Source organism: Agromyces mariniharenae (genome assembly GCF_008122505.1).
Lineage (GTDB): Bacteria > Actinomycetota > Actinomycetes > Actinomycetales > Microbacteriaceae > Agromyces > Agromyces mariniharenae.
This window is the reverse complement of the sequence record NZ_VSSB01000001.1, coordinates 1,822,255-1,843,771: the sequence shown is the minus strand read 5'-3', so window position 1 is coordinate 1,843,771 and position 21,517 is coordinate 1,822,255. Positions and strand designations below refer to the sequence as shown.

Annotated in this window: 22 protein-coding genes; 16 read left to right on the top strand and 6 right to left on the bottom strand. The window is 72.9% G+C overall.

The features are described 5' to 3' along the window. Positions 1–83 precede the first annotated feature (83 nt). The 4 genes from FYC51_RS08495 (at position 84) to FYC51_RS08480 (ending at position 4,406) form a co-directional block, all read left to right on the top strand. Positions 84–890 (top strand): FadR/GntR family transcriptional regulator, encoded by an 807-nt coding sequence (locus FYC51_RS08495; RefSeq protein ID WP_148733146.1) that lies wholly within the window; start codon positions 84–86, stop codon positions 888–890. Further along, positions 887–1,696: a PDC sensor domain-containing protein gene (locus FYC51_RS08490; protein WP_148733145.1), complete on the top strand. Its 810-nt coding sequence runs from the start codon at positions 887–889 to the stop codon at positions 1,694–1,696. Before FYC51_RS08495 ends, FYC51_RS08490 begins: the two co-directional genes overlap by 4 nt. A 38-nt stretch (positions 1,697–1,734) precedes the next feature. Next, positions 1,735–2,289 (top strand): hypothetical protein, encoded by a 555-nt coding sequence (locus tag FYC51_RS08485; RefSeq protein WP_148733144.1) that lies wholly within the window; start codon positions 1,735–1,737, stop codon positions 2,287–2,289. A gap of 203 nt (positions 2,290–2,492) precedes the next feature. Beyond that, a complete protein-coding gene (locus FYC51_RS08480; RefSeq protein ID WP_148733143.1) occupies positions 2,493–4,406 on the top strand; it encodes a vWA domain-containing protein in 1,914 nt (637 codons plus the stop codon). Positions 4,407–4,481: 75 nt separating this feature from the next. Here FYC51_RS08480 and FYC51_RS08475 read toward each other — a convergent pair whose 3' ends face one another. After that, positions 4,482–5,141, bottom strand: coding sequence for a TetR/AcrR family transcriptional regulator (locus tag FYC51_RS08475; protein ID WP_148733142.1), 660 nt, complete (start codon positions 5,139–5,141; stop codon positions 4,482–4,484). Between the two features lie 105 nt (positions 5,142–5,246). Here FYC51_RS08475 and FYC51_RS08470 point away from each other — a divergent pair, with 105 nt between their 5' ends. Continuing rightward, positions 5,247–6,152, top strand: a complete 906-nt coding sequence (locus FYC51_RS08470; protein ID WP_148733141.1) for an alpha/beta hydrolase family protein — start codon at positions 5,247–5,249, stop codon at positions 6,150–6,152. A gap of 26 nt (positions 6,153–6,178) precedes the next feature. Here FYC51_RS08470 and FYC51_RS08465 read toward each other — a convergent pair whose 3' ends face one another. Next, positions 6,179–7,168, bottom strand: a complete 990-nt coding sequence (locus FYC51_RS08465) for a Gfo/Idh/MocA family protein (RefSeq protein WP_187432551.1) — start codon at positions 7,166–7,168, stop codon at positions 6,179–6,181. A 132-nt stretch (positions 7,169–7,300) separates the two neighbouring features. On the opposite strand from FYC51_RS08465, the gene FYC51_RS08460 reads away from it, so the two are divergent. Then, positions 7,301–8,068 (top strand): sirohydrochlorin chelatase, encoded by a 768-nt coding sequence (locus tag FYC51_RS08460; protein WP_148733139.1) that lies wholly within the window; start codon positions 7,301–7,303, stop codon positions 8,066–8,068. 12 nt (positions 8,069–8,080) lie between these two features. Here the strand turns inward: FYC51_RS08460 and FYC51_RS08455 are convergent, their stop codons facing one another. Both FYC51_RS08455 and FYC51_RS08450 read right to left on the bottom strand, forming a co-directional pair. After that, positions 8,081–8,416, bottom strand: coding sequence for a winged helix-turn-helix domain-containing protein (locus FYC51_RS08455; protein ID WP_148733138.1), 336 nt, complete (start codon positions 8,414–8,416; stop codon positions 8,081–8,083). Beyond that, positions 8,413–8,841, bottom strand: coding sequence for a hypothetical protein (locus FYC51_RS08450; protein ID WP_148733137.1), 429 nt, complete (start codon positions 8,839–8,841; stop codon positions 8,413–8,415). The genes FYC51_RS08455 and FYC51_RS08450 overlap by 4 nt, the downstream gene beginning before the upstream one ends. Positions 8,842–9,104: 263 nt before the next feature. Here FYC51_RS08450 and FYC51_RS08445 point away from each other — a divergent pair, with 263 nt between their 5' ends. The 10 genes from FYC51_RS08445 to fdxA are packed head-to-tail and all read left to right on the top strand — an operon-like array spanning position 9,105 to position 19,450. Beyond that, on the top strand, positions 9,105–10,892 hold the full coding sequence (locus FYC51_RS08445; RefSeq protein ID WP_148733136.1) for a nitrite/sulfite reductase: 1,788 nt from the start codon (positions 9,105–9,107) through the stop codon (positions 10,890–10,892). Beyond that, on the top strand, positions 10,889–11,722 hold the full coding sequence (locus tag FYC51_RS08440; RefSeq protein ID WP_148733135.1) for a phosphoadenylyl-sulfate reductase: 834 nt from the start codon (positions 10,889–10,891) through the stop codon (positions 11,720–11,722). Before FYC51_RS08445 ends, FYC51_RS08440 begins: the two co-directional genes overlap by 4 nt. After that, on the top strand, positions 11,719–12,756 hold the full coding sequence (cysD, locus tag FYC51_RS08435) for a sulfate adenylyltransferase subunit CysD (protein WP_148733134.1): 1,038 nt from the start codon (positions 11,719–11,721) through the stop codon (positions 12,754–12,756). The genes FYC51_RS08440 and cysD overlap by 4 nt, the downstream gene beginning before the upstream one ends. Next, positions 12,756–14,108, top strand: coding sequence for a sulfate adenylyltransferase subunit 1 (locus tag FYC51_RS08430; protein WP_148733133.1), 1,353 nt, complete (start codon positions 12,756–12,758; stop codon positions 14,106–14,108). Before cysD ends, FYC51_RS08430 begins: the two co-directional genes overlap by 1 nt. Then, complete coding sequence (locus FYC51_RS08425) at positions 14,105–15,214, top strand: ABC transporter substrate-binding protein (RefSeq protein ID WP_148733132.1); 1,110 nt, start codon at positions 14,105–14,107, stop codon at positions 15,212–15,214. The genes FYC51_RS08430 and FYC51_RS08425 overlap by 4 nt, the downstream gene beginning before the upstream one ends. A gap of 11 nt (positions 15,215–15,225) precedes the next feature. Continuing rightward, the gene (locus FYC51_RS08420) at positions 15,226–15,969 is read left to right on the top strand and encodes an ABC transporter ATP-binding protein (protein ID WP_148733131.1); all 744 of its coding nucleotides are present in this window, start codon (positions 15,226–15,228) and stop codon (positions 15,967–15,969) included. Beyond that, entirely contained in the window at positions 15,959–16,876 is a 918-nt protein-coding gene (locus FYC51_RS08415) for an ABC transporter permease (RefSeq protein WP_148733130.1), read from the top strand. Before FYC51_RS08420 ends, FYC51_RS08415 begins: the two co-directional genes overlap by 11 nt. Then, positions 16,873–17,646: a uroporphyrinogen-III C-methyltransferase gene (gene cobA, locus FYC51_RS08410; protein WP_148733129.1), complete on the top strand. Its 774-nt coding sequence runs from the start codon at positions 16,873–16,875 to the stop codon at positions 17,644–17,646. Before FYC51_RS08415 ends, cobA begins: the two co-directional genes overlap by 4 nt. Before the next feature lie 50 nt (positions 17,647–17,696). Next, positions 17,697–19,106, top strand: coding sequence for an FAD-dependent oxidoreductase (locus FYC51_RS08405; protein ID WP_148733128.1), 1,410 nt, complete (start codon positions 17,697–17,699; stop codon positions 19,104–19,106). Further along, positions 19,103–19,450 (top strand): ferredoxin, encoded by a 348-nt coding sequence (gene fdxA, locus FYC51_RS08400; RefSeq protein ID WP_148733127.1) that lies wholly within the window; start codon positions 19,103–19,105, stop codon positions 19,448–19,450. Before FYC51_RS08405 ends, fdxA begins: the two co-directional genes overlap by 4 nt. A gap of 35 nt (positions 19,451–19,485) precedes the next feature. Here the strand turns inward: fdxA and FYC51_RS08395 are convergent, their stop codons facing one another. Both FYC51_RS08395 and FYC51_RS08390 read right to left on the bottom strand, forming a co-directional pair. Continuing rightward, complete coding sequence (locus tag FYC51_RS08395; protein WP_148733126.1) at positions 19,486–20,181, bottom strand: arsenate reductase/protein-tyrosine-phosphatase family protein; 696 nt, start codon at positions 20,179–20,181, stop codon at positions 19,486–19,488. Beyond that, the gene (locus FYC51_RS08390) at positions 20,178–21,398 is read right to left on the bottom strand and encodes a glycosyltransferase (protein WP_148733125.1); all 1,221 of its coding nucleotides are present in this window, start codon (positions 21,396–21,398) and stop codon (positions 20,178–20,180) included. The genes FYC51_RS08395 and FYC51_RS08390 overlap by 4 nt, the downstream gene beginning before the upstream one ends. Positions 21,399–21,517: the final 119 nt, after the last annotated feature.

Below are 21,517 nucleotides of genomic sequence, written 5' to 3'. Positions count from 1 at the left end.
CATATGGATCCAGATGTCTACGTCCAGTCCTGCGTGTTACGGTCTTGTCACGGATTTCCAGACGCCGGGTACGGGAGGAACGGATGCCGCAGGCGACGGGCCGCGCTGATGCGACGCGCGCGGTCGTGTTCTCGCCGCTCGACGGGGCCGGCCGCGCCGAACTCGTGGAGCAGCGGCTGACCGACGCGATCGTCGCCGGCGTGCTGCGCGACGGCGAGCGCCTGCCGAGCGAGTCCGACCTCGCGCGCAGCCTCGGCGTCGCCGTCGTCACCGCGCGCGAGGCGCTCGTCGCCCTACGCGACAAGGGCCTCGTGCAGACCCGGCGCGGCCGCGACGGCGGCAGCTTCGTCACCCACGACCGCGACGCCGCCAGCCGCATGGTCGACGACCGCGTGCGCGCCCTCAGCCGCATCGAGCTGCGCGACCTCTCCCTGCACTACGCGGCCATCGCCGGCATGGCGGCCGAGATCGCCGCCGACCGCGCGAGCGAGGACGACCTCACGAGCCTCGTCGAGATCGACGCCCGCGCCGACCTCACGACCCCCGGCGGAGCCCGCCGCGCGGTCGGCCGATTCCAGCTCGAGGTGGCCGCCGTGAGCCAGTCGCCGCGGCTCGTGCACGAGGAGCTGCGCCTGCAGGCGGAGGCCGGGGCCTTGCTCTGGCTGTGCATGAGGGAGCAGGATTCACGTGATCGCAGTCGCACCGCTCGGCTCGAGGTCATCCAGGCGATCCGCGACGTGCAGCCCGAACGTGCACGGCGCGCGACCACCGACCACATCGCGTCGGCCGTGGAGTGGCTCATCGACGAGAAGGTGCGCCTCGAGCAGGCGCCGACGCCGGATGCCGCCGAGGCATCCGGCGGTGCGACACCGGAAGGAGGGAGGCCATGACCGTCACCGTCGACGTCGCCGCGGAGCACATCGCGCGGCGCATCGCCTCCACGATCGACCCCGTCTTCGCCATGATCGACGGCTGGCGGGACGTGCTCGAGCGCGAGCTCGAGGGCCCGTTCGCGGGCGCGTTGAGCGGCGCGGCCGAGCCATCCGCCGCGACCCTCGACCCCGTCGTCGCGGCCCTCGTGAGCGCCGAGCTCGAGCGCGACGGCACGCTCATCACGGGCGCGGGCTTCGTCGCCGCACCGGGATTCCTCGCCGACGCGCCCTGGCACCTGGCCTGGTGGCTCAGCGGCACGAACACGTTCGGCGCCGGACCCGACGCGAAGCTGCGACGATTGGAGGTCGTGAGCGATCCCGATTCCGAGCAGTTCCGCGACTACACGACCCTCGAGTGGTGGCGCGTCCCCGCGCGCACCGGAACGCGGCACCTCACCGGTCCCTACGTGGACTACCTCTGCACCGACGACTACACGGTCACGATCACCACGCCCGTGCGCGTGGGCGGCGAGATGGCGGGCCTCGTGGGCACCGACCTCTACGTCGCGCGGCTCGAGGGCGTGCTGCTGCCGGTGATCCGCGAGTCGGGGCATCCGTGCACCCTCGTCAATGCCTCGGGACGCATCGTCGCGTCGACCGACGCGCGCCGGGCCACCGGCGCGCTCCTGCGCCTCGACGGCCTCGCCGACGCGCTCACGCCGCTGCGCGACGACGCCACGGCAACGGATGCTGCGAGCCTGCCGGGCGGCGAAGCCGTCGTCCCGTGCGGGGACACGTCGCTCGCGCTCGTGCTCGAAGCGTGACGGCGCTCGGCCGCAACGGACGAGGGGTGGGCTCGGCCGTGACGATCACGATCCGCGAGAAGCGGCGCCGTCGGCAACGGCAGCGTGCGCTCGCCTATCTCGGGGTGACCGCCGCCTGGGCGCTCTCGATCTGGGTGAGCCAGCTGCTCTCCCCGCCCGACTGGCTGCACGTGATCGCGCTGTTCGGGCATCTGGCCGCGCTCGTCGTCGGGCTCGGGGCGGTGCTCGCGATCGACTGGCATGCGCTGCTCTGGGCCACCGGCTGGAGCTCGGTGCGCGAGCTCCGGCAGGCCGACCGCACGCTCATCATTCCGATCTGGGCGGGCCTGTTCGGGCTGCTCGCGACCGGCGCGCTGCTCGAGCCGCACCTCGACAGTCCGCTCACCATCATCAAGATGGTCGCGGTGCTCGTGCTCTCGCTCAACGGCGTCGCGCTCACCCGCTGGACGGCCGATCTCGCGCGCGTTCCACCGACGGCCAGGTACGCCCAGCTGCCCAAGTCGGCCCGCGTGGGCTTCATGACGAGCGCGATCGTCTCGCAGGTCGCATGGTGGACCGCGGTGTTCATCGGCATGTTGAATGCCACGACCTGAGCCGGCTCGATGCGACGACCTGAACGCCGCCCGAATGCTTCCTGTGTGCACGCTCGGCTTCTCCACAGGGTTCTGAGATAGGCTCACGACGATCCCAGTACCCCCGGACTGAAGGATTCTTCGATGCGCCACGCATTGGACGCCCGTTCCGCCCGCACTGACCGCCCGCCCTACACCGGCCCGTGGCGGTTCGAGGCGACGCCATGAGCGCGGGCCTGCCGTCGCGCAGCAGCGACCGGCGACAGCTTCGCGAGGAGCGCCGTCGGCGCCGCCGGCGGGTCGTCTGGGGTTCCGCGGCCGCCGTGGCGGCCATCGTGCTGCTCGCCGCCGGCGGCGTGACCGCAGCCGTGCTCATGAACCAGGGCGACGGCCAACCCGAGACCACCGCGTCGACGCCGAAGCCCGCCGAGCCCGTCGTCTTCGAGGATGACGAGCCCGCCGCCGCCCAAGGCGCCGAGCCGTGCACGCAGGTGAAGATCATGGCCTCCCTCGAGAACGCCGAGATGGTCACCAAGCTCGCCGAGGGCTACAACGCGCAGCCCCGCGACGTCGAGGGCAACTGCGTCAGCGTGGCGGTCGTCAAGGACAAGTCGGGCATCGCCGCCGAGGACGCGGCCGCCAACTTCAAGGACCTGCCCGAGGACCAGCGGCCCATCGTCTGGATCCCCGACGCGAGCTCGTGGCTCTCCGTCGCGCGGTACAGCGGCGGCGGTGCGAGCGTGCCGAAGGCGGCCGACAGCATCGGGTACTCCGACATCGTGCTGGCCATGCCGCAGTCGCTGGCCACGGCCATCGGATGGGACCAGGAGCGCCCCACCTGGGACGAGATCTTCGGGGCCGCCGACGACGAGAACCTCTGGACCGACCTCGGCCACCCCGAGTGGGGCGCCTTCAAGCTCGGCAAGACGAGTCCGCTGATCGCGAGCTCGGGCGAGGCCGCGCTGCTCGCCTCATACGGCGCGGCCTCGGGGTCCCTCACCGACCTCACGTCCGAGCAGATCGAGGACGAGGAGATCACCGACGAGGTGCGCCAGCACGAGCTGAGCACCAGCCACTACATGGCGACGCCCGAGCACTTCCTCTGGCACGCGCGCCAGGCCGCCGACACCGGATCGGTCGCCGACTTCCTCTCCGCGGTGATCGTCGACGAGAAGTCCGTGTGGGACTACAACCGCGGCATCACGAGTCGCGACGGCGTCAACCGCATCGAGAGCACGCCGCCGGCCGAGCCGCTCGTGCCGATCTACCCGAGCGACGGCTACTACATCGCCGACAACCCGGGCGCCGTGCTCTCCGGCCCCTGGGTCGACGAGACCGAGCGGGCCGCCGGTGCGGACTTCATCCGCTACGCCCGCACCAGCCAGGGACAGCAGATCGTGCGCGACACGGGCTACCGCGACCTCAACGGAGGACTGAGCCCGATCGTCCAGTCGGTCGGCCTGCTCGGCGACCCCACCGAAGCGGGCGGCCTCCCCTTCCCGTCGCAGCGCGTCGTCGTCGCAGCGCACGAGGCGTTCCCCGACGTGCGCAAGCGCGCCCAGCTGCTGTTCCTCGTCGACGTGTCGGGTTCGATGGAGGAGCCCATCGCGACCGGCGAGACGAAGCTCGCGGCCGCGAAGGACGCCATCACCGAGGCGCTCGGGCACTTCTCGGGCGGCGACAACCTCGGCCTCGCCGCGTTCTCGTCGGTCGACGACGGCCCGATCACGCCCGGCAACGTGAGCCCCGTGCAGGACATCGGCGACTCCCGCCCCGACTTCCTTCGTGCGCTCGGCGGCCTGCAGCCGATCGAGTTCACCCCGCTCTACGCGGCGGTCGACACGTTCGCCAAGGAGCAGGCTGCCAACTTCCAGCCCGACCGCATCAACGCGATCGTGCTGCTGAGCGACGGCAAGAACGAGACGATGACGCCGACGATCGACGCCAACCAGATGATCGCGAACCTGAAGGCGCTGCACCACGACACCCCGGTGCTCATCTTCACGCTGGCGTACGGCGCCGACGCGGATGTCGCGACGCTGCAGTCGATCTCGAGCGCCACGGGTGCGCACTACTACGACGCCACCGACCCGACCAAGGTCAGCGACGTGCTGGGCGACCTCGTCACGAGCTTCTAGGCGGGGACGCGGCTCGGCCGGCGCTTCCTCGATCGTGTCCGGTTGCTGGAGGGCGCCGATCGGGCTTGCCCCGCGTCAGGCGGCGAGGTCGTCGACCTCGAGGAATCGGCGCACGACGTCGTCGGGCGCGCCTGCCGCGACCAGGCGCGGCGCGATCGCACGGCGGGCAAGCGCGTACGGCTCAGCCGAGCCCGACATGACCGACTGGGCGTTCGCCGCATCGAGGAGGGCCACGAACTCGAACGCGAGCAGCGCGGCATCCGTGCCCGCGTCGAGCTCGCCCTGCTCGATCGCGTAGCCGACCGAGATGCGCAGGTAGTCGTTCCAGCTCCGGTAAGCGGCAGCGATCGCGTCGCGCACGGGCCCGGGCTTGGCGTCGAAGTCGACGAGGGCGGCGGCGAAGAAGCAGCCGCCGGGGAAGACGCGGTCGCGCGAGTAGGCGATCCAGGCGTCGAGCAGGGCCGCGATGCGGCGGACGCCCCGCGGTTCGACGCGCGCCGGCTCGAGCACGTGCTCGCGGAACCGCTGCGCTGCGGCCTCCACCGTCGCGAGCTGCAGTCGCTCCTTCGAGCCGAACAGCGTGGCGACGCCGCTCTTGCTCACGTCGGCCGCAGCGGCGAGCCGGCCGATCGAGAGCCCGTCGAGTCCCTCGACCGATGCGAGGTCTGCTGCGCGCTCCAGCACGACGCGCCGTGACGCGTCGCCGCGAAGCCGTCGTCCGTCGACCTGGTCCATGTCTTGTATTTTACGCACGATCGTTCGTATAATCTACGTACGATCGTTCGTATTCATTGAAGATCGACCCGCGGATGCCGCGAGCCACGACCATCGGAGGCCGTCATGAACCCCGCCACCACCCTCGCCGTCTCAACGGTCCGCGCCGCCGACCGCGTCTCCCCGTCGCTCGCCGGACGCCTCGCCCTGCCGCTGTTCCGACAGGTGCGGCCCGTGCTGCCCGTGCGCCCGAGCGACCGCGCCGTGCACGAGCAGGCGTCTCGCGGCGCGATCACGGTGCGCGGCCGCGAGGTCGTCACGTACTCGTGGGGCCACGGGCCCGAGACGGTGCTCGTCGTGCACGGGTGGCGCGGGCGCGCGTCGCAGTTCGGGCCGATCGTGCGCGAGCTGCGAGCGGAGGGTCTCCGCGTCGTCGCGTTCGACGCCCCTGCGAACGGCGAATCGGCCGGGCACCGCACCGACATCCGCGATTACCTCGCCGGCATCGAGGAGATGCAGCGCCGGCACGGGATGTTCCGGCTCGTGATCGGCCACTCGTTCGGCGCCCTCGCAGCGCTCACCGCCGTGCGCGAGGGCACCGCGACCGGCGGCGTCGTCGCGATCGCGGGCATGGGCGACGCGCGCTACCTCGTCGACTCGTTCGCCGAGCGCGTCGGCGTCGGCCACGCGAGCGCCGACGTGCTCGCCCGCGAGTTCGCGCGGCGCGTCGTGCCCGACGTCGCCGAGCCGTTCGCGCGCGTCGACGCCGTCTCGAGCCCGCTGCCCGACGGCGTACCGCTGCTGCTCGTGCACGATCGCGGCGACCGCGAGGTGTCGGTCACCGAGTCGGTCCGCCTGCACGACGCCCACGGCGAGCGCTCGCGGCTGGTGGTCACCGATGGCGCGGGCCACGCGCGCGTCCTCGGCGCCGACCCGACGCTCGACGCGGTCACGGCGTTCGCGCTGCGTGGGCTCGCCGGCGTCGACGCGGCGGGCCTCGGCGCGGCGGTCGTGCCCGCGGCATCCGCCTGATCGGGAGGAGATTCCCGCCGCGTGCGTCAGACCGCCGCGAGCACCGCGTCGACCGCGCGCATGATGCGCAGCGTCGCGGCGTGGCTGCTGAGCTCGTGCTCGATCCGCCCGTCGCGCAGCGCGTCGGCGACCGCCTCGAGCATCGGCACATATCCGTTGCCGATCTTCGGGATCAGCACCTCCTCGCGGTCGAGCTCGACGCCGCCGACGGGGCGCTCGAGCACGAAGCCCTCGGTCGCCCAGAACGCGGGCAGGATCCGGATTCGGCCGGCGGTGCCGCCGATCCACGCGTCGCACGGCAGCAGCGAGCGCAGCGACGTCGCGAGCGTCGCCTGCCGCCCGTCGGCGTAGCCCAGGAGCACGGCCAGCTCGCCGTCCACGACGGTCGGCGCGCCGTCGGGGCCGAGCCGCGAGCCCGTGGCCGCCAATGACGCGTACGGCCCGAAGAGCAGGTCGGCGAGCGCGAGCGGGTAGACGCCCTGGTCGAGTGCAGAGCCGCCGCCGTGCTCCGCGTCCCAGAGCCGGTGCGTCGGATCGGGGATGACGAACCCGAACGTCGCGGCGAGGTTGCGCGGCTCGCCGATCGCGCCCTCGGCGAGCAGCGCGGCGACGCGGCGGATGGCGGGGTTGAACCGCATCCACATCGCCTCCATGAGGAAGACGCCGCGCTCGTGCGAGAGCGCGACGAGCTGCTCGGCCTCCGCGGCATCCATCGTGAACGCCTTCTCGAGCAGCACCGGCAGGTCGCGCTCGAGCGCGCGGCGCGCGAGCTCGAAGTGGCTGTCGTGCGTGGTCGCGATGTAGACGAGGTCGAGGTCGTCGCGGCCGAACAGGTCGTCGACCGATCCGGGGTGCGGGATGCCGCGGGCCTCCGCGAAGGCGCGCGTTCGCTCGCCATCGCGCCCCGCGACGGCCACGAGCTCGAACGCGTCGAGGGCTCGGAAGTCGGGCACGATCATGTCGGACATCCAGCCGGTGCCGATGATGCCGACGCGGATGCGGGGAGGGTTCTCCATGGCGGCAACGCTAGCCGAGCCGACGGATGCCGCATCGAGCCGGCCCGCGTCGGGAAGACCCGGGTCGAGCCATCCGGCGTCGGACCGACCGACTCGTCGAGCGGGCAGGCGAGCAGGTGCGAGCATGGACGCATGGCGCAGCGCACCCCCGCCCTCGTGGGCATCTCGCACGGCACCTCGTCGCCCGAGGGGCAGCGCGCCGTGCGCGGCCTGCGCGACGCCGTCACCGAGGCGGTGGGGCAGCGGCATCCGGATGCCCCGCCCAGCGTGCGACTCGGACACGTCGACGTCGAGCAGCCCGACGTGCCCGCGACCCTGGCCTCGCTCGACGGCGGCGAGCCCGCGGTCGTCGTGCCGCTGCTGCTCTCGGCGGGATACCACGTGTACGTGGACCTCACCGAGGCCGTCGCCGACGAGACGACCCGCGCGGTCGTGCTCTCCGGAGCGCTGGGTCCCGACGACCGGCTCGCGACCCTGCTCCTGCGCCGGCTCGAGGAGGCGGGCCTGCGCGACGACGACCGGATCGTGCTCGCGGTGGCGGGCTCGAGCGACCGGCGCGCCGTCGAGGACTGCCGCGACCAGGCCGCGCGGCTCGCCGCGGCATCCGGCCGGGAGATCTCGCTCGGGTTCCTCTCGGCCGCCGAGCCGCGGCTGCCCGACGCGGTCGCGGCGGCCAGGGCCGCGGCCGGCGAGGGAGCCGGCGGCCGAGTCGTGGTCGCGAACTACCTGCTCGCGCCCGGCTACTTCGACGACCTCGCGCGGGCGGCCGGCGCCGACGTCACGGCGCAGCCGCTCCTGTTGCCTGATGGGGCCGCGCCGACGGAACTCGTGGACGTCGTGCTCGACCGGTACGCCGAGGCCGCGGCGACGCTCGAGCGAGCCGGCGGTCAAGCTCGCTGAACGCGCGCCGCGTCAGGCTCCGTCGCGGGTGATGTCCCGCAGCGCCTCGAGGTGCCGTGCGAACGCCTCGCGCCCGCTCGGCGTCACGCGCAGCCAGGTGCGTGGGCGCTTGCCGACGTACCCCTTCTGCACGGACACGAATCCGGCGCCCTCCAGCACGGCGACCTGCTTGCTCAGGACCGAATCGCTCACCTCGACGGTGTCGCGGACGAACGCGAACTCGGCCGAGTCGGTCGCAGAGAGCGTCGCCATGATCGAGAAGCGCACGGCGTGCAGCAGCGACTGCTCGAGACGGTGGCGCGGGTGCTCGCCGCCGCCCGCGCTCGCGCCCGGCACCGTGGCCGTCATTCGCGGATCTCGAGCGCGATGCCGACCATGAGCGGCACGGCGCTCACCACCGCGATGGGCAGCCAGTACGCCAGCTGCCCGGGGAAGAGCGGAAGGCCGATGCCGAGCGCCGCCCCGAGGACGACCAGCCAGACGAGGACGACGCGCCACCATCGGCGCAGCTGCGGCCGAGCGCCTGAGATGTCCGTCGCGAAGAACAACGCGGACACGCTCGTGATCACCGTGCCGAGCAGGCCCGAGAGCATGGCGACCCAGACCCAGTCGGTGCCGGCGGCGCCGACTCCGGTGAGGTAGAAGGCGCTCGCCCCCGCGACGGCGGCGAGCCAGCCGACGACGTTCTGCGACGTGCGCGCCTGCACGAGGGCCGCGATGCGCTCGGCGTCGGCGAGGGACCGCGCGGCAGCGGACTCGCTCGGTTCGTTCATGGCGACCTCCTTTGTTGCTTTCCATTTTGGCAAGTACTTTCTGCTAGGTCAAGGACAATGTCCGACCCAACCGAAACGGAGGCAATCGTCCCATTACCCCCGCGGAGTCGAGCGCAACCCCTCGTGTCGAACAACGACGTCATGTGACGCAATGCGACGGGCCGTGACCGGTCGTGACACAACACCTGTTCGCGGGTGGCCGACTCGCCTACGTTCGAGCGGACACCACCGCGCAGAACGCGCCGGCCGAGAGGAGGACGCCCGTGACGACACCGCCCACGACGACGGGGCCCGCGCCCGCGCGCCCGGCCCGCACCGAGCGCCCGGCCCGGCCCGAGCGTCCGGCAGGCGACCGACCGGTCCGGGGCGATCGCCCCGCCCGCCCGGCCTCCCGCCCCCACGGACAGTGGAAGGTCGACGGCACCGAGCCGCTGAACGCCAACGAGCAGTGGAAGCAGGAGGATGGCGGCCTCGCCGTGCGCGAGCGCATCGAGCGCATCTACGCCGACGGCGGGTTCGCCTCGATCGACCCGACCGACCTGCACGGCCGCTTCCGCTGGTGGGGCCTCTACACGCAGCGCAAGCCCGGCATCGACGGCGGCCGCACCGCCACGCTCGAGCCGCACGAGCTCGAGGACGAGTACTTCATGCTGCGCGTCCGCATCGACGGCGGGCAGCTCACGACCGAGCAGCTGCGCGTCATCGGCGGCATCTCGACCGAGTTCGGTCGTGACACCGCCGACCTCACCGACCGCCAGAACATCCAGCTGCACTGGATCCGCGTCGAGGACGTGCCCGAGATCTGGCGCCGGCTCGAGGCGGTCGGCCTGGGCACGACCGAGGCGTGCGGCGACGTGCCCCGCGTGGTGCTCGGCTCGCCCGTCGCCGGCATCGCCGCGGACGAGCTCATCGACCCGACCCCGCAGATCGACGAGATCACGAGCCGCTTCATCGGCGACGAGTCGCTCGCGAACCTGCCGCGCAAGTTCAAGTCCGCCCTGACCGGCCACCCCAGCCAGGACGTGGTGCACGAGATCAACGACGTCGCGTTCGTCGCGGTCGAGCACCCCGAGCTCGGCGTCGGCTACGACCTCTGGGTCGGCGGCGGCCTCTCGACGGCGCCGCGCCTGGCCGAGCGCCTCGGCGTGTTCGTCGCCCCTGAGCGCGTCGCCGAGGCCTGGCACGGCGTCGCGCAGATCTTCCGCGATTACGGCTACCGGCGGCTGCGCAACAAGGCCCGCCTGAAGTTCCTGCTCGCCGACTGGGGGGTCGCGAAGTTCCGTGAGGTACTCGAGACCGAATACCTCGACGCGCCGCTGCCCGACGGCCCTGCGGCGCCGACGCCCACCACGCCCGGCGACCACGTCGGCGTGCACCGCCAGAAGGACGGCCGGTTCTATGTCGGCGCGACCCCGATCGTCGGTCGCGTCTCCGGCCCGATCCTGACCAGGCTCGCCGACCTCGTCGAGGCGCACGGGTCGACCCGGCTGCGCACCACGCCGCACCAGAAGGTCGTCATCCTCGACATCCCCGAGGACCGGGTGGAGTCGCTCATCGCGGGCCTCGACGAGCTCGGGCTCTCTGCGCGGCCGAGCCTCATCCGCCGCGGCACGATCGCGTGCACGGGCATCGAGTTCTGCAAGCTCGCCATCGTCGAGACCAAGGCGTACGCGACGGCCGCGGTGCTCGAGCTCGAGGAGCGCCTCGCGGGCTTCGACCTGCCGCACCCGATCAGCCTGCACGTCAACGGCTGCCCCAACTCGTGCGCCCGCATCCAGACGGCCGACATCGGCCTCAAGGGCCAGCTCATCATGGACGACTCCGGCGAGCAGGTCCCCGGCTACCAGGTGCACCTCGGCGGCGGGCTCGCCTCGCTCGACCGGGACGAGGCCGGACTCGGCCGCACCGTGCGCGGCCTGAAGGTCACGGCCGACGGCATCGCCGACTACGTCGAGCGCGTGGTCACGCGGTTCCTCGCCGAGCGCGACGGAGCCGCCGACGAATCGTTCGCGCAGTGGGCGCACCGCGCCGACGAGGAGGCCCTGCGATGAGCGCACGCAACATCGCCCCCTCCGGTGGTCGAGTAGCGCCCGGCGCAGCCGGACGCGTATCGAGACCCGGTGACGAGGCGTCTCGATACGAGTCGCCTCCGGCGTCGCTACTCGACGACCGGAGGTCGGCCGACGAGCTGCGCGCCCTCGCCGAGGCGGGCAACCTCGAGCTCGGCAGCCTGACCGACCACGAGGCATCCGCCGCCGAGGTCGTCGCGTGGGTCGCCGAGCACTTCGCGACGGATGCCGCGGCGGTCGCCTGCTCGATGGCCGACGCCGTGCTGCCGCACGTGATCGCCGAGCAGCTGCCCGGCGTCGACGTGCTGTTCCTCGACACGGGGTACCACTTCACCGAGACGTACGTGACGCGCGACGAGGTCGCCCGCGCGCTCGACGTGCGGATCGTCGACGTGCTGCCCGAGCAGACCGTCGCGCAGCAGGACGCCGAGTTCGGCGCCGAGCTCTTCGCCCGCGATCCGGGCCTCTGCTGCGCGCGCCGCAAGGTCGCGCCCCTGCAGCAGGCGCTCGGCGGCTACGAGGTGTGGTTCACGGGCGTGCGCCGCGAGGAGGCGCCGACGCGCACGAACACTCCGCTCGTGTCCTGGGACGAGCGCAACGGGCTCGTGAAGGTCAACCCGCTCGCGGCATGGACCTTCGACGAGCTGCTCGACCACGCCGGCGCGCACCAGGTTCCCGTGAACCTGCTCATGTCGCACGGCTACCCCTCGATCGGCTGCGAGCCGTGCACGAAGCCCGTCGCCGCGGGCGAGGACCCGAGGTCGGGCCGCTGGGCCGGCCTCGCCAAGACCGAATGCGGGTTGCACCTATGAGCGAGATCACAAGCCCCGGTGGTCGAGTAGCGACGGCGGAGCCGACGCGTATCGAGACCGACACGACGCGTCTCGATACGCGTCCGGCTACGCCGGGCGCTACTCGACGAGCGGACGAGGTCGCTCCTCGACCCGCGAGCCGCTCCCTCTCCACCCTCGACGCGCTCGAGTCGGAGTCGATCCACATCATCCGCGAGGTGGTCGCCGAGTTCGAGCGCCCTGTGCTGCTGTTCTCGGGCGGCAAGGACTCCGTGGTCGTGCTGCACCTCGCCGCGAAGGCGTTCTGGCCCGCGAGGGTGCCGTTCCCGGTCCTGCACGTCGACACGGGCCACAACTTCCCCGAGGTCATCGACTTCCGCGACCGCACCGTCGCGCGGCTCGGGCTGCGGCTCGAGGTCGCCGCCGTGCAGGACTACCTCGACGACGGACGCCTCCAGGAGCGCGCCGACGGCACGCGCAACCCGCTGCAGACCCAGCCGCTGCTCGACGCGATCGCCGCCGGCCGCCATGACGCCGTGTTCGGCGGCGCCCGACGCGACGAGGACAAGGCTCGCGCCAAGGAGCGCATTCTGAGCCTGCGCGACGAGTTCGGCCAGTGGGATCCGCGCAACCAGCGCCCAGAGCTCTGGGACCTCTACAACGGCCGCCACACGGTCGGCCAGCACGTGCGCGCGTTCCCGATCTCGAACTGGACCGAGCTCGACGTGTGGCGCTACATCGAGCGGGAGGGCATCGAGCTCCCGCCACTGTACTACGCGCACGAGCGCGAGGTGTACCGCCGCGACGGCATGTGGCGGGCCGTGTCCGACGTGTCGCCGGCGCGCGAGGGCGAGGCGATCGAGCGTCGCGTCGTGCGCTACCGCACGGTGGGCGACATGAGCTGCACCGGCGCGGTCGAGTCCGACGCGGCATCCGTCGCCGACGTGGTGCGCGAGGTGGCCACCTCGACCCTCACCGAGCGCGGCGCGACCCGCGCCGACGACCGGATCTCGGAGGCCGCCATGGAGGACCGCAAGAAGGACGGGTACTTCTGATGGGCGACGCGCTCTTCCGCTTCGCGACGGCCGGCTCGGTCGACGACGGCAAGTCGACCCTCGTCGGGCGCCTGCTGCACGACTCGAAGGCGATCCTCGCCGACCAGCTCGAGTCGGTGGCCCGCACCTCCGCCGAGCGCGGCTTCGGCGGCGAGCCCGGCGCGATCGACTTCGCGCTGCTCACCGACGGCCTGCGCGCCGAGCGCGAGCAGGGCATCACGATCGACGTCGCCTACCGCTACTTCGCGACGGGCCGCCGGTCGTTCATCCTCGCCGACTGCCCCGGTCACGTGCAGTACACGCGCAACATGGTCACCGGCGCCACCACGGCCGACGCGGTCGTCGTGCTCGTCGACGCGCGCAAGGGCGTGCTCGAGCAGACTCGCCGCCACCTCGCCGTCGTGCAGCTGCTGCGCGTGCCGCACGTCATCGTCGCGGTGAACAAGATCGACCTGCTCGACTACTCCGAGGCCGCGTTCACGCGCGTCGCCGACGAGGTCACGGCGCTCACTCGCGAGCTCGGCCTGCCGGAGGCGCACGTGATCCCGGTCTCCGCGCTCGCCGGCGACAACATCGTCGACCGTTCGGCGAACACGCCCTGGTACGCCGGGCCCGCGCTGCTCGAGCTCCTCGAGGCACTGCCGTCGCTCGACGAGCTCGAGACCGAGCTCGAGGCGCTTCGGATGCCGGTGCAGCTCGTCGTGCGGCCGCAGGGCGCGCTGGCGCCCGACGTCGCCGACGCCGAGGCGTTCCGCGACTACCGCGCGTTCGCCGGACGCATCGCCTCGGGCACCGTGCGCGTCGGCGACGCCGTGCAGGTGTTCCCCGGCGGCGCCACGACGACGGTCGTCGGCATCGACGCGGGACCGGCCGAGCTCGAGTCCGCGTCGGCGCCGCAGTCGGTGTCGCTGCGGCTCGCCGACGAGATCGACGCGGCGCGCGGCGCCGTCATCGCGGCATCCGGCTCGCTGCCCGAGCCGCGTCGCGAGCTCGACGCATCCGTCTTCCAGCTCGACCCCCGGCCGCTCGTGCCGGGCGCGCGCGTGCTCGTGAAGACCGGCACGTCGACCGTGCAGGCGCTCGTGACGGCCGTGCACGGCCGCCGCGACCTCGGCACGCTCGCGCTCGAGCCCGCCGAGCGGCTCGACGCCAACGACATCGGCCAGGTCGCCCTGAAGCTCGCCGGCGAGCTCCCGGTCGAACCGTACGCCGACCACCGACGTGCGGGTGCGTTCCTCGTGATCCACCCGCAGGACGGCGCGACCCTCGCGGCCGCGATCGTCACCCCGCCCGTCGCACCCGCGACGGACACCCCCATCCGCACGACCACCACCGAAGGAGCAGCAGCATGAACGCCACGTCCCGCGTCCGATCCCGCCTCGGCCTGGTGGGCGGCATGATGATGGCCGGCGCGATCGTCGCCTCGGCCGTCCTGACCGGATGCAGCGCCCAGTCGGCCGCCGGCGAGACCGCCGCGGCATCCGCCGACGCCGGCACCCCATCCGAGGAGCTTCGCCTCGGCTACTTCGCCAACGTCACGCACGCCCCCGCGCTGGTGGGCCTGCAGGAGGGCCTCTTCGAGGAGGCGCTCGGCGACACGACGCTGTCGACGCAGGTCTTCAACGCCGGACCGGCCGCGATCGAGGCGCTCACCGCGGGGGCCATCGACGCGACCTACATCGGGCCGAACCCGTCGATCAACACGTTCATCCAGTCGGCCGGCGAATCGGCGCGCATCGTCGCCGGTGCCGCGACCGGCGGCGCGGCGCTCGTCGTGCGCGACGACATCGACTCGCCCGAGGACCTCGAGGGCACCACACTCGCGACCCCGCAGCTCGGCAACACGCAGGACGTGGCGCTGCGCAGCTGGCTCGCCGACGAGGGCTTCACGACCGACACCTCGGGCGGCGGCGACGTGCACATCACGCCGACCGAGAACGCCCAGACGCTGACCCTGTTCCAGCAGGGCCAGCTCGACGGCGCGTGGCTCCCCGAGCCGTGGGTCTCCCGGCTCATCGTCGACGCCGGCGCGAAGGTGCTCGTCGACGAGGCCGACCTCTGGGAGGACGGGAACTTCCCGACGACCGTGCTGCTCGTGAACGCGACCTTCCTCGCGGAGCACCCGCAGACGGTCGAGGCGCTGCTCGAGGGCCACCTCGCGTCGCTGGCGTGGCTCGACGAGCACGCGGACGAGGCGGCGACCGTCATCAACGCCGCCCTCGAGGCCGAGACGGGCAAGCCGCTCGCCGACGAGGTCATCACGCGGTCGCTCGAGCACGTCACGTTCTCGGCCGACCCGCACGCCGAGACGTTCGCGACGCTCGTCGAGAACGGCCTCGAGGCCGGCACGCAGAAGGCCGGCTCGATCGAGGGCCTGTTCGACCTGCGACTGCTGAACGGGCTGCTCGAGGATGCCGGCGAGGAGCCGGTCTCCGCGGGCGACCTCGGCGAGGAGTAGGGAGTCGACCCATGAGCGGGCAGACGGCCATCCGCATCGAGCACCTCGGCAAGCGCTTCGGCGCCGGGCCGCTCGTGCTCGACGACGTGAACCTCTCGATCACGGCGGGTGAGTTCGTCTGCCTGCTCGGGGCCTCCGGCTGCGGCAAGTCGACGCTGCTGAACCTCATCGCTGGGCTCGACCAGCCCACGACGGGCTCGATCGACACACCGGCCGAGGGCTCCGCGGTGATGTTCCAGGAGTCGGCGCTCATGCCGTGGCTCACCGCCCGCGCGAACGTCGAGCTCGCCCTGCGTCTGCGCGGCGTGCCGCGCGCCGCCCGCCGCGGCGAGGCGCTCGAGCTGCTCGACGTCGTCAACCTCGCGGATGCCGCCGAGAAGCGTCCGCACGAGCTGTCGGGCGGCATGCGCCAGCGCGTCGCGCTCGCCCGGGCCCTCGCCCAGGACCGGCCCGTCCTGCTCATGGACGAGCCCTTCGCGGCCCTCGACGCCATCACGCGCGACCTCCTGCACGAGGAGCTCGAGCGGGTGTGGCGTCAGACCGGTCGCACCATCGTCTTCGTCACCCACAACGTCCGCGAAGCAGCCCGGCTCGGGCAGCGGGTCGTGCTCCTGTCGAGCCGCCCCGGCCGGGTCGCGGGCGAGTGGCGCATCGCCGAGACCGCCGGGCGGCGCATCGAGTCGCCCGAGGTCGCGGCGCTCTCCATCGAGATCACCGACCAGCTGCGGAAGGAGATCCGCCGAAATGCCGCGTGACACCCTGCTGGAAGCCCCGGTCGCCGCACCGGCGGCCACGGACCACGACGACCTCCGCAGCCTGGAGGCCGGCCTCGACCGACTGCAGACCACCCCCGAGCGCCGCGCCAGCGCATGGCGCCGGTTCACGACCAGCGTGCTGCCGCCGATCCTGTTCGTGGCCGTGCTGGTCGCAGCGTGGCAGCTCTACATCGTGATCGCGCAGCCGCGTCCCGACATCGTGCCCGCACCGGCCGACGTCGTGAACGCGATCTCGGCGGCCTGGGAGTCGGGCCGGCTCCAGCTCGCGATCACCACCAGCCTCGAGCGCGGCATCCTCGGGTTCCTCATCGCGATCGCGGTCGGCACGCCGCTCGGCCTGCTGCTCGCCGAGGTCCGCCCGCTGCGGCGGGCCGTCGGACCGATCATCTCCGGCCTGCAGGTGCTCCCGTCGGTCGCCTGGGTGCCGGCCGCCATCATCTGGTTCGGGCTGTCGGACGCCACGGTGTACTTCGTCATCCTCATGGGCGCGATCCCGTCGATCGTGAACGGCCTCATCGCCGGCGTCGACCAGGTGCCGCCGCAGCTCCGCCGGGTCGGCACGGTGCTCGGCGCCCGCCGCTGGGAGCTCGCGACGCTCGTCGTCCTGCCCGCCGCACTGCCCGGGTACGTCGCCGGCCTCAAGCAGGGCTGGGCGTTCTCGTGGCGCTCGCTCATGGCCGCGGAGATCATCGCCATGGGCGGCACGATCGGCTTCGGCCTCGGCTCGATGCTCCAGCAGACGCGCGAGCTCGCCGACCTCGCGGGCGTGCTCGCGACGATCCTCGTGATCCTCGCGATCGGCATCCTCATCGAGCTCGTGGCCTTCGCCCCGCTCGAGCGACGGATGCTGCGCCGCCGCGGCCTGCTCGTGGAGCGGGACCGATGAGCGGGGTCGGCCGCGTCGTCCTCGTGGGCGCCGGCCCCGGCGACGCGGGCCTCCTGACCATCCGCGGACTGCGTGCGCTCGAGGCCGCAGACGTGATCGTCGCCGACCGCCTCGGCGCCCGCGGGGTGCTCGACGGCCTCGCCGCCGAGGGCGTGGAGCTGCGGGCCGAGGTCGTCGACGTCGGCAAGCTCCCCGGCCACCACGCCGTGCCGCAGGACGCCATCAACGAGCTGCTCGTGACCCTTGCCCGCGCCGGGAAGCAGGTCGTGCGGCTGAAGGGCGGCGACCCGTTCATCTTCGGACGCGGCGGCGAGGAGCTCGCCCACTGCCGCGACCGCGGGATCGACGTCGAGGTCGTGCCCGGCATCACGAGCGCCATCTCGGTGCCGGCGATCGCCGGCATCCCGCTCACCCACCGCGGCCTCGCGACGACGTTCACCGTCGTCACCGGCCACGACCAGATCCGGGCCCTCGGCGGCGGCCGCGACCACACCGTGGTGCTGCTCATGGGCATCGGCACGCTCGCGAACTCCGCGATCACCCTCGCCCGCGGCGAGCGCGGCGGCGACTGCCCCGTCGCGATCATCGAGGACGGCTACGGACCGCGCCAGCGGGTCACGATCGGCACGCTCGACACGATCGCGCTGCAGGCCGCGCGTCGCGGCATCCGCTCGCCCGCCGTCGTCGTGGTCGGCGACGTCGTGACCCTGAGCCCCTATGCACCGGACGCCCTCACCGCCGCCGCCACGGCCGAGCTCGCCGACGACTGACCCCTTCCCCCGACCGACTCCCCGGATCACCCTCGAAAGGCCATGTCCCCATGACCCTCTCCCTTCGCGTCGCGATCGTCGGAGCCGGCCCCGCCGGCATCTACGCCGGCAACATCCTCCACCGCCAGGTCACGGAGGCGGGCGGCGAGGTCGCCATCGACCTGTTCGAGTCGCTGCCGGCGCCCTACGGCCTGATCCGCTACGGCGTCGCGCCCGACCACCCGCGCATCAAGGGCATCGTGAACTCGCTGCACGAGATGCTCGACGCGGGCACGATCCGGCTCATCGGCAACGTCGAGGTGGGCCGCGACGTGACCGTCGAGGAGCTCCGCGAGCGCTACGACGCCGTCGTCTTCGCGACCGGCGCGCTGAAGGACGCCCCCCTCGACATCCCCGGCATCGACCTGCCCGGGTCCTACGGCGCCGCCGACCTCGTGGCCTGGTACGACGGGCACCCCGACGTGCCCCGCGAGTGGCCGCTCGAGGCGGAGCAGATCGCGGTGATCGGCAACGGCAACGTCGCGCTCGACGTCGCCCGCGTGCTCGCGAAGCACCCGAAGGACCTGCTCACGACGGACGTCCCCGCGAACGTCGTGGCGGGCCTCGAGGCGTCGCCCGTGACCGACGTGCATGTGTTCGGCCGCCGCGGCCCGGGCCACGTGAAGTTCACGCCGATCGAGCTGCGCGAGCTCGGCGAGGTGCCCGACGTCGACGTGATCGTCTACGACGAGGACTTCGAGCGCGCGGCCGGCGACCCGCACGCCGAGCAGCTGCACGCGTCGAACAACCAGGTGAAGGTCATGACCCGCACGCTGAACGGGTGGCGCCCCACTCCGGAGACCACCCGCACGGCGTCGCGTCGCCTGCACCTGCACTTCCTGTACAACCCGGTCGAAGTGCTCGGCGACGGGCGCGTCGAGGGCGTCCGGTTCGAGCGCACGCGCCCCGTCGGCGACGGCAGCGTCGCGGGCACGGGCGAGTTCGTCGACGTGCCCGTGCAGGCCGTCTACCGCGCGGTCGGCTACGCGAGCTCGCCGGTCCCGGGCGTCCCGTTCGACGAGCGCAGCGCCGTCATCCCGAACGACGGCGGCCGGGTGACGGATGCCGCGGGCGCCCACCTCCCGGGCGTCTACGCCACGGGCTGGATCAAGCGCGGTCCCGTGGGCCTCATCGGCCACACCAAGGGCGACGCGCTCGAGACGATCACGAACCTGCTCGCGGATGCCGCGGCGGGCGCGCTCCCCGCGACGCTCGTCGAGGCCGCCGGGGGCGACGAGGTGCTCGAGCTGCTCGAGGCCCGCGGCATCCGCTACACGACCTGGGCCGGCTGGCTCGAGCTGGACGGGCACGAACGCGGCCTCGGCGAGGCCTTCGAGGGCGTCGAACGCGAGCGCGTGAAGGTCGTGCCCCGTGACGAGCAGGTGGAGATCTCCCGCGCCGGCGCCCTGGTCGCCTCGTGACGTACGTCATCGCCCTGCCCTGTGTCGACGTCAAGGATCGGGCCTGCATCGACGAGTGCCCCGTCGACTGCATCTACGAGGGTGAACGCTCGCTCTACATCCACCCCGACGAGTGCGTGGACTGCGGCGCCTGCGAGCCCGTGTGCCCCGTCGAGGCGATCTACTACGAGGACGACCTCCCCGAGGAGTGGGCCGACTACTACACGGCCAACGTCGAGTTCTTCGACGTGTCGACCCCCTCGGGCCAGGCGCTCGGCTCGCCGGGCGGTGCCGCGAAGGTCGGGGCGCTCGACTTCGACCACCCGCTGGTCGCGACGCTGCCGCCGCAGGGCGACGGGCACTGAGGCGAAGGCGGTGCCTCGGCCGAGGCCGGGGTCTCTCAGGCCTGGCGGCGGCCTCGAGGCCGCTCGCCGTCGCTCGCCGCCGGTTCGGGTTCGCCCTCGAGCCCGAACCGAGCCGCCTCGACCGCCTCGGCGTAGGCGGCGGCCTCGCCCTCGGGCATCCCGAACAGGAGCCCGGCGATCGAGGTGAGCGCGGGGACCTCCTGGCGCGCCATCAGCCGGTAGTCGTCGTCGTCCCTGCCCTGCGGGTCGACGATGTCGTCGTCATCGCCCGTGCCGGGTGCCATGGCGCGGTTCTCGGCGAGCTTCGCGACCCGTGCCCGCATCTCCTCGGCCGTCGTCGGCGCGGCCGAGGCCTCGAGCAGGTCGGCGATGCGTCCGGCCTCCCGGATCGTGAACGTCGACCGGAGCGCCCCGGGGACGAGCCCGAGCACGTCGTCGCGCTGCCGCGCCGACGAGACCAGCACCAGGTCGGCGTCGCGGATCGCGGCCTCGGAGATCTGCCGAGCCCGGTGCGCCGATCCGTCGGCGCCGAGCGCCTCGGCGATGACCTTGGAGCGCCGGCCCATGGTCGAGCCCTCGGGGGCGCGCAGTCCCGCACTCGTGATGCGCACCTCGCCCGTGGCCTCGGTCGGCAGGTACCACCCCGCCCACGTGTCGAGCAGCACGTGCCCGAGCGCCGACCGGTTCATGTTTCCGGTGCAGACGACGAGCACCGTGAACGGGGCGCTCATGCCGGCTCCGCTGCGCTGATCGCAGCCGACGCTCGCGACCGCTGTCGTACGGCCTCGAGCACCTCACGGTAGAACACGGCGTGCGCCTCGGCCACGGCCGAGTCGTCGAGGAGCCCGGGCGTCGCCGCCGCCGCCGCCCCGAGCCGCTCCCGCAGGGCGGGGCTCTCCCCGAGTCGGCGCAGCACCTCGGCGAGGGACTGCACGTCGCGCGCCGCGAACCGCAGGCCGTTCACGTCGTCGTGGACCCACTCGAGCGGCCCGCCCTCGTCGGCCACGACCACGGCGCGACCGGAGGCGAGGTACTGCAGCACGTTCTGGCCGAGGGGCTCGGGACGGGTCGACGCCTGCACGGCCACGTCCCACGCGTCGATGAGCGCATCGACGTCGTCGACGTGCCCGTGGAACACCACCCGGTCGGCGATCCCGAGCTCGGTCGCGCGATCCTGCAGCGCGCCGAGGAAGTCGTCATGGCCGAACGGCGCCGAGCCGGCGAACTCGACGCGCGCATCGGTGCCGGCGAACGCCTCGGCGAAGGCCTCGAGCAGCACGAGCTGGCCCTTCCAGGGGTCGATCCTGGCGAGCATGCCGACGCGCAGGGCGCCCTCGGTGCGCGCCGGCGGCGCGGCGCGCAGCCGGAGTCCGGACGCGCTCGGGATGACGCGCGCGACCGCGTCGGATCGCAGGTACGGACGAGCCGAGTCGAGCGGCGGGTTGGTGTCGCTGACGACGCCGTCGGCGCGCGGGAGCACGAACCGCGTCATGAGGAGATGGCCCGTGCGGCCGAGCGCCTCGGCGTCGACCATGTCGCGGAGGTGCACGACGAACGGCACTCGCGACGTCCAGGCGGCCAGCGCGCCGTAGGCCGCGGCGCGGGCGGTGTTCGCGTCGACGACCTCTGCGCGGTCGAAGCCGCGATGCAGGCGGGTCGCGATCGCCTGCGCGACGAGCCGGAGCGCAGCGACGACCTGGAGGCCGGGACCGCCGGAGCTCACGCCCGCGGGCTGCCGCACGCCGACGACTCGGCGCGGCACCTCGTCGGGGATGTCCGCGTAGACGCCGAGCCCGTCGTCGGTGGGCGCGAGCATGACGGCCGGGGCCCACGGCGCACCGGCACGCAGCATCCGGACGAGCGCGAACTCGGCGCCGCCGGGGACCGTCGTGTGGTCGAGGTGCAGGACCCTCGGCGTCGTCGCCGCAGTGCGGGCACCATCGGCCACTGGCTCTTCCCCCAAGGTTCGGCCGCTCGGTCGCGTCCCCCCGTGGCGACTCGCGCTGGGTGGCACGCGCACGCACGGATATCTTGTATCTGTCGAAGGCAGTCTACGTTGAGGGGGCG